The sequence below is a fragment of the Neisseria uirgultaei genome, assembly GCF_962719845.1.
Classification (GTDB): domain Bacteria; phylum Pseudomonadota; class Gammaproteobacteria; order Burkholderiales; family Neisseriaceae; genus Neisseria; species Neisseria bergeri.
This window is the reverse complement of record NZ_CAUIYF010000013.1, coordinates 1-13,147: the sequence shown is the minus strand read 5'-3', so window position 1 is coordinate 13,147 and position 13,147 is coordinate 1. Positions and strand designations below refer to the sequence as shown.

Annotated in this window: 12 protein-coding genes; 9 read left to right on the top strand and 3 right to left on the bottom strand. The window is 54.0% G+C overall.

The genetic code is table 11. From position 1 onward, the window contains the following. Positions 1 to 33: 33 nt before the first annotated feature. The 3 genes from groL to Q9J32_RS08105 all read left to right on the top strand — a co-directional run bounded on the left by groL (position 34) and on the right by Q9J32_RS08105 (position 4,704). Entirely contained in the window at positions 34 to 1,668 is a 1,635-nt protein-coding gene (gene groL / locus Q9J32_RS08115) for a chaperonin GroEL (RefSeq protein ID WP_304675398.1), read from the top strand. A 1,411-nt stretch (positions 1,669 to 3,079) separates the two neighbouring features. After that, positions 3,080 to 4,615 carry a sodium-dependent transporter gene (locus Q9J32_RS08110; RefSeq protein ID WP_301883744.1) on the top strand — a complete coding sequence of 512 codons (1,536 nt, stop codon included), beginning with the start codon at positions 3,080 to 3,082 and terminating at the stop codon, positions 4,613 to 4,615. After that, positions 4,612 to 4,704: a methionine/alanine import family NSS transporter small subunit gene (locus Q9J32_RS08105; protein ID WP_010356218.1), complete on the top strand. Its 93-nt coding sequence runs from the start codon at positions 4,612 to 4,614 to the stop codon at positions 4,702 to 4,704. Before Q9J32_RS08110 ends, Q9J32_RS08105 begins: the two co-directional genes overlap by 4 nt. Positions 4,705 to 4,755: 51 nt before the next feature. Here Q9J32_RS08105 and Q9J32_RS08100 read toward each other — a convergent pair whose 3' ends face one another. The 3 genes from Q9J32_RS08100 to lptM form a co-directional block, all read right to left on the bottom strand. Beyond that, entirely contained in the window at positions 4,756 to 5,190 is a 435-nt protein-coding gene (locus Q9J32_RS08100; RefSeq protein WP_301883742.1) for a toxin-antitoxin system YwqK family antitoxin, read from the bottom strand. Positions 5,191 to 5,394: 204 nt separating this feature from the next. Beyond that, positions 5,395 to 6,615: a diaminopimelate decarboxylase gene (lysA, locus tag Q9J32_RS08095; protein WP_301883741.1), complete on the bottom strand. Its 1,221-nt coding sequence runs from the start codon at positions 6,613 to 6,615 to the stop codon at positions 5,395 to 5,397. Positions 6,616 to 6,625: 10 nt separating this feature from the next. Next, positions 6,626 to 6,817 (bottom strand): LPS translocon maturation chaperone LptM, encoded by a 192-nt coding sequence (gene lptM / locus Q9J32_RS08090; RefSeq protein ID WP_003681403.1) that lies wholly within the window; start codon positions 6,815 to 6,817, stop codon positions 6,626 to 6,628. Positions 6,818 to 6,867: 50 nt separating this feature from the next. Between lptM and cyaY the strand changes: the two genes are divergently transcribed. The 6 genes from cyaY to mnmE all read left to right on the top strand — a co-directional run bounded on the left by cyaY (position 6,868) and on the right by mnmE (position 12,969). Beyond that, positions 6,868 to 7,191, top strand: a complete 324-nt coding sequence (gene cyaY / locus Q9J32_RS08085; RefSeq protein WP_304667158.1) for an iron donor protein CyaY — start codon at positions 6,868 to 6,870, stop codon at positions 7,189 to 7,191. Positions 7,192 to 7,223: 32 nt separating this feature from the next. Continuing rightward, entirely contained in the window at positions 7,224 to 7,643 is a 420-nt protein-coding gene (locus Q9J32_RS08080) for a DUF2251 domain-containing protein (RefSeq protein WP_304667157.1), read from the top strand. 21 nt (positions 7,644 to 7,664) lie between these two features. Continuing rightward, the gene (gene luxS / locus Q9J32_RS08075) at positions 7,665 to 8,171 is read left to right on the top strand and encodes an S-ribosylhomocysteine lyase (protein WP_304667156.1); all 507 of its coding nucleotides are present in this window, start codon (positions 7,665 to 7,667) and stop codon (positions 8,169 to 8,171) included. Positions 8,172 to 8,300: 129 nt separating this feature from the next. Further along, the gene (locus Q9J32_RS08070; protein ID WP_301883730.1) at positions 8,301 to 8,519 is read left to right on the top strand and encodes a hypothetical protein; all 219 of its coding nucleotides are present in this window, start codon (positions 8,301 to 8,303) and stop codon (positions 8,517 to 8,519) included. Positions 8,520 to 8,717: 198 nt separating this feature from the next. Next, positions 8,718 to 11,408, top strand: coding sequence for a bifunctional [glutamate--ammonia ligase]-adenylyl-L-tyrosine phosphorylase/[glutamate--ammonia-ligase] adenylyltransferase (gene glnE, locus Q9J32_RS08065; RefSeq protein ID WP_304667154.1), 2,691 nt, complete (start codon positions 8,718 to 8,720; stop codon positions 11,406 to 11,408). A 214-nt stretch (positions 11,409 to 11,622) separates the two neighbouring features. Beyond that, positions 11,623 to 12,969: a tRNA uridine-5-carboxymethylaminomethyl(34) synthesis GTPase MnmE gene (mnmE, locus tag Q9J32_RS08060; RefSeq protein ID WP_304675397.1), complete on the top strand. Its 1,347-nt coding sequence runs from the start codon at positions 11,623 to 11,625 to the stop codon at positions 12,967 to 12,969. Positions 12,970 to 13,147 lie beyond the last annotated feature (178 nt).

Sequence of the window (13,147 nt, the reverse complement as noted above, 5' to 3'; positions counted from 1 at the left end):
TCAGACAGTTTTAATGATTTTTGGAGAATTGAAATGGCAGCAAAAGACGTACAGTTCGGCAATGAAGTCCGCCAAAAAATGGTAAACGGCGTGAACATTCTGGCAAACGCCGTGCGCGTAACTTTGGGCCCTAAAGGCCGCAACGTGGTACTTGACCGCGCTTTCGGCGGCCCGCACATCACTAAAGACGGTGTGTCTGTTGCAAAAGAAATCGAATTGAAAGACAAGTTTGAAAATATGGGCGCGCAAATGGTGAAAGAAGTCGCGTCCAAAACCAACGACGTGGCGGGCGACGGTACGACTACCGCCACCGTATTGGCGCAATCCATCGTTGCCGAAGGTATGAAATACGTTACCGCAGGTATGAACCCGACCGACCTGAAACGCGGTATCGACAAAGCCGTTGCCGCTTTGGTTGACGAGCTGAAAAACATCGCCAAACCTTGCGACACTTCCAAAGAAATCGCCCAAGTCGGCTCTATTTCCGCCAACTCTGACGAACAAGTCGGCGCGATTATCGCCGAAGCGATGGAAAAAGTCGGCAAAGAAGGCGTGATTACCGTTGAAGACGGCAAATCTTTGGAAAACGAGCTGGACGTGGTTGAAGGTATGCAGTTCGACCGCGGCTACCTGTCCCCTTACTTCATCAACGATGCGGAAAAACAAATCGCCGGCCTGGACAGCCCATTTGTATTGTTGTTCGACAAAAAAATCAGCAACATCCGCGACCTGCTGCCCGTTCTGGAACAAGTGGCAAAAGCCAGCCGTCCGCTGTTGATTATCGCTGAAGACGTAGAAGGCGAAGCCTTGGCGACTTTGGTGGTGAACAACATTCGCGGCATTCTGAAAACCGTTGCCGTTAAAGCTCCGGGCTTCGGCGACCGCCGCAAAGCGATGCTGCAAGACATCGCTATCCTGACCGGCGGCACAGTGATTTCCGAAGAAGTCGGCCTGTCTCTGGAAAAAGCCACTTTGGAAGACTTGGGTCAAGCCAAACGCATCGAAATCGGTAAAGAAAACACCACCATCATCGACGGCTTCGGCGACGCAGCCCAAATCGAAGCGCGTGTTGCCGAAATCCGCCAACAAATCGAAACCGCAACCAGCGATTACGACAAAGAAAAACTGCAAGAGCGCGTTGCCAAACTGGCAGGCGGCGTGGCAGTGATTAAAGTCGGCGCGGCGACCGAAGTCGAAATGAAAGAGAAAAAAGACCGCGTGGAAGACGCGCTGCACGCTACCCGCGCAGCCGTTGAAGAAGGCGTGGTTGCCGGCGGCGGCGTAGCCCTGTTGCGCGCCCGTGCTGCTTTGGAAAACCTGCACACCGGCAATGCCGACCAAGACGCAGGCGTACAAATCGTCTTGCGCGCCGTCGAGTCTCCGCTGCGCCAAATCGTTGCCAATGCAGGCGGCGAACCTAGCGTGGTCGTGAACAAAGTATTGGAAGGCAAAGGCAACTACGGTTACAACGCCGGCAGCGGCGAATACGGCGACATGATCGAAATGGGCGTACTCGACCCTGCCAAAGTAACCCGTTCCGCGCTGCAACACGCCGCATCCATCGCCGGCCTGATGCTGACGACCGATTGCATGATTGCCGAAATCCCTGAAGAAAAACCGGCTATGCCCGATATGGGGGGCATGGGCGGTATGGGCGGCATGATGTAAGAAATGCCGTCTGAAGACTTCAGACAACAAACCGCACGGTCAACGCCGTGCGGTTTTTTTTTGCGAATAAGTGCGGCTAAGGCGCAAACCTTAAAATTGCCAACGCCGTTCTTTGCATTGTTGTTTTTTGATACGCACGCTTTTGTTTTATTTCCCGCCATCCCAAAAAACAAAAAAGCCACAGAAATTTATTGGAAAAACAGCAACCTTTCCGCCGTCATTCCCGCGAAAGCGGGAATCTAGGTTCGTCCGGTTCCGGTTATTTCCGATAGATTCCTGCCGCGTTGGGGGTCTGGATTCCCGCCTGCGCGGGAATGACGGGACTTTAGGTTTCTGTTTTTGCGGGAATGACGAATTTAAATATTGTAGGAATGTATCGGAAATTTAATATTCCACCATAGAAATTTATCGGAAAAACAGCACCTCTCCGCCGTCATTCCCGCGAAAGCGGGAATCTAGGTTCGTCCGGTTTCGGTTATTTCCGATAGATTCCTGCCGCGTTGGGGGTCTGGATTCCCGCCTATGCGGGAATGACGGGACTTTAGGTTTTTGTTTTTCTGTTGTTGCGGGAATGACGAATTTAAATATTGTAGGAATTTATCGGAAATTTAATATTCCACCATAGAAATTTATCGGGAAAACAGCACCTCTCTGCCGTCATTCCCGCGAAAGCGGGAATCTAGGTTCGTCCGGTTTCGGTTATTTCTGATAGATTCCTGCCGCGTTGGGGGTCTGGATTCCCGCCTGCGCGGGAATGACGGGACTTTAGGTTTCTGTTTTTGTTTTTCTGTTTTTGCGGGAATGACGAATTTAAATATTGTAGGAATGTATCGGAAATTTAATATTCCACCATAGAAATTTATCGGAAAAACAGCAACCTTTCCGCCGTTATTCCCGCAAAAGCGGGAATCTAGGTTCGTCCGGTTTCGGTTATTCCGATAGATTCCTGTCGCGTTGGGGGTCTGGATTCCCGCCTGCGCGGGAATGACGGGACTTTAGGTTTTTGTTTTTCTGTTTTTGCGGGAATGACGGGGAAGTTTATGGAGTGGTTTTTGTATAGTGGATTAACAAAAACCGGTACGGCGTTGCCTCGCCTTAGCCCAAAGAGAACGATTCTCTAAGGTGCTGAAGCACCAAGTGAATCAGTTCCGTACTATTTGTACTGTCTGCGGCTTCGTCGCCTTGTCCTGATTTTTGTTAATCCACTATATTTGGATAAAAAATTTTTTCGTTTTCAAGCCTTCACCGCTTGCCATCGGCGTTAAATTTTTTTACGATAAGCACATAGATTGTAAACAATCGGTCACAAGCCGGTTTGTTTTTTCAGAAGACATTATCCCTGTCAGACGCTGTTTCTATATATTTCGCCTATAACGGCTTGTTTTTAATAAATAACTCAAGAGGTATCAACGTGTCTGATTCCAAAACGAAAGAACGCGCCACATTCAACAGCCGCCGCGCGTTCATGGTTGCCGCCATCGGGTCCGCCGTCGGCTTGGGCAACATCTGGCGGTTTCCCTACATTGCTTTCGACAACGGCGGCGGCGCATTCATCCTGCCCTATCTGGTCGCGCTTCTGACGGCGGGCATCCCGCTGCTGCTGCTCGATTATGCCATCGGACACCGTTACCGGGGTTCTGCGCCCTTGGCTTTCCGCCGCCTCGGACGATGGTTCGAGCCTGTGGGCTGGTGGAACGTGATGACCAATATCGTCATCTGCATCTATTACGCGGTGATTATCGGCTGGTCGGCAAGCTATGCCTATTATTCGTTCGATGCCGCCTGGGGTGCGAATCCGCAGGATTTCTTCTTTAAAGACTTCCTGCAAATGGCGGGCGCGGACGCGTTGGGCTTGGATTTTGTCGGCAAAGTTGTCGGTCCGCTGATCGGCGTGTGGATTTTCACTTCCGTCATTATGGCTTTGGGTGTGCAAAAGGGCGTGGCGGGCGCATCGTCGTTCTTTATGCCGCTGCTTTTGGTGATGTTTTTGATTATGGTCGGCATTTCGCTGACGCTGCCGGGCGCGGCAAAGGGGTTGGACGCGCTGTTTACGCCCGACTGGTCGAAGCTCTCCGACCCCAAGGTCTGGGTCGCGGCATACGGGCAGATTTTCTTCTCGCTTTCCATCTGTTTCGGCATTATGGTTACCTATTCTTCTTATTTGAAGAAAAAAACCGACTTGGGCGGAACGGGGCTGGTGGTCGGCTTTGCCAACAGCAGCTTTGAGCTGCTCTCCGGTATCGGCGTGTTTGCCGCACTGGGCTTTATGGCGCAGGCGGGCGGTAAGGCGGTTAATGAGGTCGCCTCCAGCGGTATCGGTTTGGCATTTATCGCCTTTCCGACCATTATCAACCAAGCACCGATGGGTTGGCTGATCGGCATATTGTTTTTCGGTTCGCTGGTGTTTGCGGGCATCACTTCGATGATTTCCATCCTCGAAGTCATCATCGCCGCCATTCAGGACAAGCTGAACATCGGCCGCGTCAACGCCACATTGCTTGTCTGCATTCCGATGGGCATCGTTTCCACGCTGCTGTTCGGTACGACTACGGGCGTTCCCGTTTTGGACGTGTTGGACAAATTCGTCAATACTTACGGCATTGTTGCCGCCGGTTTTGTTTATGTTGCCGCCATCATCATCAGCGGCAGGCTGACGGAATTACGCAAGCACTTGAACGCCTTATCTTCCATCCGCGTCGGCGGCTTGTGGACGGTCTGCGTCGTGTTTACCGTCGTGATGCTCGGCTATATGCTGTATCAGGACACCGCCGGATTGTTGGAGAAAAACTACGGCGACTATCCGGATGGTTTCCTCAATATTTTCGGCTGGGGGATGTCGGCGGCGTTAATCGTGTTCGGGCTGCTGCTGTCGCTGCTGCCTTGGAAACACGGTCAGGATTTCAACGTCAAAGACGAACACGAACATGAACAAGGAGGAGAAAAATGAGTACTTCCGCCATTGTGATGATGGTTGCCGCCATCGCGGTGATTTGGGGCGGGCTGCTGCTTTCCCTGTTAAGGCTGCCGGAAGAGTAAGCCTTTAGAGCGTTAAAAATGCCGTCTGAACCGCTTCAGACGGCATTTGTTTTACGGCTGCCATTCGCGTTCCACCTTGCCCGACGCATCCAAAGTTTGCGCTCGGACGATATGCCCGTCCCGGTACAGGATGCGCGTCCGCAATATGCCCTGTTCGGTATAGCCTTGAGACCAGCCTTGCGCCACGCCGTTTTCAACCGGAGTGTGAGAATGCAGTTTGCCGTTTGGGTGGTAAATATCGACAAAGCGATCGAACACGCCGTTTTTGACGATGCTTTTCAAGACGCGCCCGTTTGAGGCGCGGGTGCTGAATGCGCCGTCCGGCGTGCCTGAAGGCGGTCGGCTGTATGGGTTGGCGGGTTGGATGGGCGCGCTTTTCGGCAGGGTGTGAAGCGGCGGCCGGTCGGAGGGAAGGGCGGTGCAGCCCGCCGAAAGGAGGGCGGCGGACAAAGCGGCAAGCAGGAGGATAATCGGGGCGTGTTTCATTTCAATTCCTTAGATATTGCACCCCATAAAAGGGGCGCGTAATTTTTTTCAACAATTCCCTTCGTCAGCCGGGCGAGACGGGGATTTGTTGCATCGTCATTTGAAAGCAGGCTGTGTTTGAATATTCCGCCGATGCGGTTCTAAGATATAACTTTAAACGGGCAATGCCGTCTGAAGGCTTCAGACGGCATTTTGATTTTTAGGTTACAGGCAGGCGAGTTCGTTTGCCATTTGTTGTTCCAAGGTTTCGCGCCGGCGGATGAGTTTGTATCCGCCGCCGTCAACCAACACCTCCGCCGCACGGTTGCGCGCGTTGTAATTGCTCGCCATACTGGCTCCGTATGCGCCCGCGCTGCGGATAAGCAGCAAATCGCCTTCTTCGCAGGCGATGGTGCGGTCTTTGCCGAGGAAGTCGCCGGTTTCGCAAATCGGGCCGACGATGTTGGCGGTCAGCGGCTCAATGTCTTTGGTTTCGACCGCCTCGATGTGGTGGTAGGCATCGTATAGGGCGGGGCGCATCAAATCGTTCATCGCCGCATCGACCATCACAAAGTTTTTCTCTTCGCCGTGTTTGACGAACTCGACGCGTGTCAGCAGCGAACCTGCGTTGCCGACCAAGCTGCGGCCTGGCTCAAGAATGAGTTTCAGACGGCGTGTGCCGATCAGTTTTTGAACCGCTTGGGCATACGCGCCCAAATCAGGCACTTTTTCGTCTTGGTAAACAATGCCGACACCGCCGCCTAAGTCCAAGTGTTCCAACACAATGCCTTCGGCGGCAAGCGCGTCAACCAAAATCAAAATGCGTTCGCAGGCTTCGACCAGCGGGCTTAAGTCGGTCATTTGCGAACCGATATGGCAGTCGATGCCGACGATTTTCAAATTGGGCTGTTGTGCGGCGTGGCGGTAGGCTTCGAGTGCGTCGGCGTAGGCGATGCCGAATTTGTTGGCTTTCAGGCCGGTGGAGATGTAAGGATGGGTTTTCGCATCGACATCGGGGTTGACGCGCAGGGAGACGGGCGCGGTTTTGCCCAAACGCGCGGCAACTTTCTGAATGCGGTCGATTTCGGGAATGCTTTCCATATTGAAGCATTTCACGCCGGCATTCAGCGCGAACTCGATTTCTGCTTCACTCTTGCCCACACCGGAAAAAATCGTTTTCGCCGCATCGCCGCCTGCCGCTAAAACACGCGCCAACTCGCCGCCGGATACAATATCAAAACCGCTGCCCAACGAGGCGAAGTGTTTGATGATGCTCAGATTACCGTTTGCCTTGACGGCATAGCAGACGAGCGGGGAAAGCGCGGCAAACGCAGTTTGGTAGTGTTCAAATGCTTCGGTCAGCGCGGATTGGCTGTACACATAAAGCGGCGTGCCGAATGCTTCGGCAAGGCGAGGGTAGGGGACTTGTTCGCAAAATAGGGTCATATCTTCGTTTTCATTTTCGGGTTGGTGGGGCAGATTGCGGCTTGCTTTGAAGCTGCAAACCGGTTTGGATTGCGCCGAAACGCGCCGTATCGCCTTCTTTGGGCAGGTAGAGGTCGCCTTTGTAACCGCAGGCAGAGAGCAGCAGAGCTGTTGCCGCTGCAAAAAATACGCCGTATTTCATCAGTAAAACTTTCTTCATCATTACGAATGTGGCAAGATTCGGTATCTTAAACAAAAAACACGCAAAAAGCCATGATGACCGAAAGCGAGTTTATCCGCGCGAGCGAAGCATTATTTGAACACATCGAAGACCAAATCGACGAAAACGGCTGGGATTTCGACTGCCAGTTTGCCGGAAACGTCCTGACCATCGAAGCGGCGGACGGCACGCAAATCATCGTCAACCGCCACACGCCCAACCAAGAATTGTGGATTGCCGCCAAAAGCGGCGGCTACCATTTCGCCGAACAAAACGGCAAATGGCTGGCAACGCGCGACGGACGGGATTTCTACGATGTTTTGAACGAAGCACTGAGCGCGGCTTCGGGCGAAGCGATTGAGATTGCCGAATTGTAATTTGAGTATTCCCACAAAGAGAACGTTCCCCAATGGCACAATTACCCCTGTATCGGACTGCCGAAATCGAAAATTTTACTGTCGGCACGCCCGAAGTTTTAGAATCATTTTTCGAACATATCCCTTATGGTGTCGTCTTTGAAGACGACGGCGACACGGGCTACTTCTATGCCGCCTCGCAAGACGGGATTCTAGATGCCTTGCACATCTACAATGTCGAAGATGTATCCGACAAACATATCCCCAATCATGTCTTGATTTTATGGGATGATGCCTGCACCATAGCCGCATTGTGTATCAACGACTACATTCATGCCGTCTATGATTTTGTCGAACAGGCAGGATATTGCCGCAACGGCTTCCCTGAAGCAGGCGGCGAATGGGTGAAAGTCGAAAACCGCATCTTGGACGATGAATTGCTGGACAAAATCCTATCCCGAAAATCTACATAACCCGCACAAAAGGATAACCCAATGCCCCTACTAGACAGTTTCAAAGTCGATCACACCCGTATGCACGCCCCTGCCGTACGCGTGGCGAAAACCATGACCACGCCCAAAGGCGACACCATTACCGTGTTCGACCTGCGTTTCTGCGTGCCCAACAAAGAAATCCTGCCCGAAAAAGGCATTCACACGCTGGAGCATTTGTTTGCAGGCTTTATGCGCGACCACTTGAACGGAAACGGCGTGGAAATCATCGACATTTCTCCGATGGGCTGCCGCACCGGTTTTTATATGAGCCTTATCGGCACGCCTTCCGAACAGCAGGTCGCCGATGCGTGGCTGGCTTCGATGCAGGATGTTTTGAATGTCAAAGACCAAAGCAAAATCCCCGAGTTGAACGAATACCAATGCGGCACTTATCTGATGCACTCGCTTGCCGAAGCGCAGGAAATCGCGCAAAACGTTCTGACGCGCAAAGTGGCGGTGAACAAAAACGAAGAGCTGACGCTGGATGAAAGTTTGTTGAACGCTTAATCTGTTTTGAAATGCCGTCTGAAAGTCAGAATCTGTTTTCAGACGGCATTTTGTTTTCCGACAGTTTATAAACTGTCGTTGTTCCTTGACAGAAACAACGACCTTATTTATTTGAAACGATTGGAGAACATGATTATGGGTTTTTGGGATAGTGCGGCAAAAGCAGCAAAAGCAGTGGGCGAGGGAATGATTGAGGCAGGCAATGAGTATAAGGCATTGAAAATGGAATATGCGGAGAAATCAAGCGAGGAGCTGCATGAAATCGTAAAGAGTGATGGTTTTTTTAAAAATTCCACTCGGGAGAAAGGTGCGGCTTATGCTGTTTTAAAAGAGCGTGGTGAGGTTTGAGCAGGAAACGACGGCATTTGCCGCTGTTTTTTTATCGGTAGGAGTCCGTCCGAATATCGGGGCAAGGTTTCAGACGGCATCGAAGGTTGCTATGATATAGTGCCTTGACTTTAAACCAAGACAGCATTGTCTCGCCCTGTCCTGATTTAAAGTTAATCCACTATCCCATTCCCGCCATCCTTCCAAACGGAATCCGAAATGTCCGACAACCGCCTCGACACTGCCCGCCACCATTCCCTGTTCCTCGCCCGCCAGCTCGACAACGGCAAACTCAAGCCCGAAATTTTCCTGCCCATGTTGGACAAGGTTTTGACTGAAGCGGATTTCCAAGCCTTTGCCGACTGGGACAAAATCCGCGCGGAAGAAAACGAGGAAGAATTGGCGCGGCAGTTGCGCGAGTTGCGCCGTTATGTCGTGTCGCAGATTATCGTGCGCGATATAAACCGCATCAGCGATTTGCACGAAGTAACCCGTACGATTACGCTGTTTGCCGATTTTGCCGTCAATACCGCGCTGGATTTCGCCTACGCCTATTATCGGGACATGTACGGCACGCCGATCGGGCGTTATACCAAATCGCCGCAGCATTTGAGCGTGGTGGCGATGGGCAAGGCGGGCGGCTATGAGTTGAACGTGTCTTCCGACATCGATTTGATTTTCGTCTATCCCGAGTCGGGCGACACCGACGGCAGGCGCGAACGGGGCAATCAGGAGTTTTTCACCAAAGTCGGGCAGAAACTGATTGCGCTGCTGAACGACATCACCGCCGACGGGCAGGTGTTCCGCGTCGATATGCGGCTGCGGCCGGACGGCGATTCGGGCGCGCTGGTATTGAGCGAAACCGCGCTGGAGCAATATTTGATTACGCAGGGGCGCGAATGGGAACGCTATGCGTGGTGCAAAGGCCGCGTGCTTACGCCGTATCCGAACGACATCAAATCGCTGGTGCGCCCTTTCGTGTTCCGCAAATATCTGGATTACGGCGCGTATGAGGCGATGCGGAACCTACACCGCCAAATCCGCAGCGAAGTCAGCAAAAAAGGCATGGCGGACAACATCAAACTCGGCGCGGGCGGCATCCGCGAAGTCGAATTTATCGCCCAGATTTTCCAGATGATACGCGGCGGGCAAATGCGCGCGCTGCAACTGAAAGGCACGCAGGAAACGCTGAAGAAGCTTGCCGAGCTGGGCATCATGCCGTCTGAAAACGTCGAAACCCTGCTTGCCGCCTACCGCTTCCTGCGCGACGTCGAACACCGCCTGCAATACTGGGACGACCAGCAAACCCAAACCCTGCCTGCCTCGCCCGAACAGCAACAACTGCTCGCCGAAAGCATGGGTTTCGACAGCTACGCCGCTTTTTCAGACGGCCTCAACGTTCATCGGAACAAAGTCAATCAGTTGTTCAACGAAATTTTGAGCGAACCCGAAGAACAAACGCAAAGCAACGGCGAATGGCAATGGGCATGGCAGGACAAGCCCGACGAAGAAGGGCGGCAATGCCGTCTGAAGGCGCACGGGTTCGATGCCGAAGCCGTCGCCGCAAGGCTCGACCAAATCCGCCACGGACATAAATACCGCCATCTCTCCGCACACGCCCAGCCGCGTTTCGATGCGGTTGTGCCGCTGTTCGTACAGGCTGCGGCGGCGCAAGCCAACCCGACCGATACGCTGATGCGGCTGTTGGATTTTCTCGAAAACATCAGCCGCCGATCCGCCTATCTCGCCTTCCTTAATGAACATCCGCAAACCTTGGCGCAACTGGCGCAGATTATGAGCCAAAGCTCGTGGGTGGCGGCGTATCTGAGCAAATATCCGATTTTGTTGGACGAACTCATCAGCGCGCAGCTTTTGGATACCGCGTTTGATTGGCAGGCACTCGCCGCCGCCCTTTCAGACGGCATCGAAGCCTGCGGCGGCGACACCGAAGCGCAAATGGACACCCTGCGCCGCTTCCAACACGCCCAAGTCTTCCGCCTCGCCGTCCAAGACCTCGCCGGGCTGTGGACGGTGGAATCCCTCTCCGACCAACTCTCCGCCCTTGCCGACACCGTCATTGCCGCCGCCCTTTCGTGCGCGTGGGCGGATATGCCCAAAAAACACCGCGACACGCCGCAATTCGCCGTTGTCGGCTACGGCAAGCTCGGTGGCAAAGAACTCGGCTACGCCTCCGACCTCGACTTGGTCTATCTTTACGACGACCCCCATCCCGAAGCAGGCGACATTTACGGACGGCTCGCCCGCCGCCTGACCAACTGGCTTTCCGCCGCCACCGGCGCGGGCAGCCTCTACGAAACCGACCTGCGCCTGCGCCCCAACGGCGATGCAGGTTTCCTCGCCCACAGCATCGCCGCCTTTGAAAAATACCAGCGCGAAAACGCGTGGACGTGGGAACACCAATCCCTTACCCGCGCCCGCTTCATCTGCGGCACGCCCGAAATTCAGACGGCATTCGACCGCATCCGCACCGAAATCCTCACCGCCGAACGCGCCCAAACCGCCTTGGCACACGAAATCATCGAAATGCGCGAAAAAATGTTCCCCACCCATCAGCCTGCCGACAGCAACGTCAAATACGCGCGCGGCGGCGTGGTCGATGTCGAATTTATCGTCCAATACCTCATCCTTGCCCATGCCCGAAAATATCCGCAACTTCTCGACAACTACGGCAACATTGCCCTGTTGAACATCGCCGCCGACTGCGGACTCATCGACAAAACCCTCGCCGAACAAAGCCGCACCGCCTACCGCTTCTACCGCCAGCAGCAACACAACACCAAACTGCGCGACGCGGAAAAAACCGAAGTAACCAACGAATTTCTGACACACTACGGCAATGTCAGGAAATTGTGGCGGGAAGTGTTCGGGGAGGAAGCCAAAATGCTTTGAGCTTAAAGCAAGTTCAGATAAGAACGCCCATGCCGCAAGGGCATTCGATACGACAGAAACGCACCGTAGCGGCGGGTTTCACACCTGCCCAAACTACGTCCGTTCCGACATCTTCCAAGTGACCGTAAAAAATGCCGTCTGAAAGCCGAACCGTCGGACTTCAGACGGCATTTGCTATAATCGCGGCTGTTTTTGATTGTTTTTCGGGGGTTTTATGTCGGATAACGTTCCAACGATTGTGGCAGTCGCTACCGCGCCCGGACGCGGCGGCGTGGGCGTGATACGCATATCGGGGAAAAACCTGCTGCCGATGGCAGAGGCTTTGTGCGGAAAAACGCCCAAGCCGCGTACCGCAACCTATGCTGATTTTACGGACGCGGACGGACAGGCAATCGATAGCGGGCTGCTGCTGTTTTTTGCCGCACCGGCAAGTTTTACGGGCGAAGATGTCATCGAGCTTCAGGGACACGGCGGGCCGGTGGTGATGGATATGCTGCTGAACCGCTGTTTGGAACTGGGCGCGCGCCTTGCCGAACCGGGCGAGTTTACGAAGCGTGCGTTTTTGAACGACAAACTGGACTTGGCACAGGCGGAAGGCGTGGCGGATTTGATTGACGCATCCAGCCGTTCGGCGGCGCGTCTGGCGTTGCGCTCGCTCAAGGGCGATTTTTCGCGGCGGATACACGGTCTGGTCGAAGATTTGATTACCTTGCGGATGCTGGTCGAAGCGACGCTGGATTTTCCCGAGGAAGACATCGATTTTCTCGAAGCGGCGGACGCACGCGGCAAACTGGACGGCTTGCGCCGCGCCGTGGATGATGTGCTTGCCAACGCGCAGCAGGGCGCGATTTTGCGCGAAGGTCTGAATGTCGTATTGGTCGGCGCGCCGAATGTGGGCAAGTCCAGCCTGCTGAACGCGTTGGCGGGCGACGAAGTGGCGATTGTTACCGATATTGCGGGTACGACGCGCGACGCGGTCAGGGAACGTATCCTAATTGACGGCGTTCCGGTGCATATTGTCGATACGGCAGGTTTGCGCGAGACGGACGACGTGGTCGAACGCATCGGCATCGAACGCAGCCGCAAAGCCGTATCCGAAGCCGATGTCGCGCTGGTGTTGGTCGATCCGCGCGAGGGTTTAAATGAAAAGACGCGGATGATTTTGGATACGTTGCCGCCGGAGTTGAAACGCATCGAAATCCACAGCAAGTCGGATTTGCACGCACACGCGGCAGGCGGGTTCGGTACGGGCGCGGAAACCGTCATCGCGCTGTCGGCGAAAACCGGCGACGGCTTGGACGCGCTGAAACGGACGCTGTTGCGCGAGGCCGGTTGGCAGGGCGAAAGCGAAGGGCTGTTTTTGGCGCGGACGCGGCACGTCAACGCACTCAAAGCGGCGCAGGAAGAATTGTCGCTGGCGGCATTGTGCGGCAACCATCAAATCGAGCTGTTTGCGGAACATTTGCGCTTGGCACAGGTCGCGTGCGGCGAAATCACGGGGGAATTTACCGCAGATGATTTGCTCGGCGTGATTTTTTCGAGGTTTTGTATCGGCAAATAAGCTGGCAGGAGGCACCGGGGCGGTGTCCGGCTGAACATTCCGTTATCCTATAAAAACGGTAATCCGATCCGTTCGGTTTTGGTTTTTTTTTGAATTTCGGGCAACGCTTGAATCTTCATTCCGCGCAGGCGGGAATCCGGAACGTAAAATCTAAAGAAACCGTTTTTCTCGATAAGTT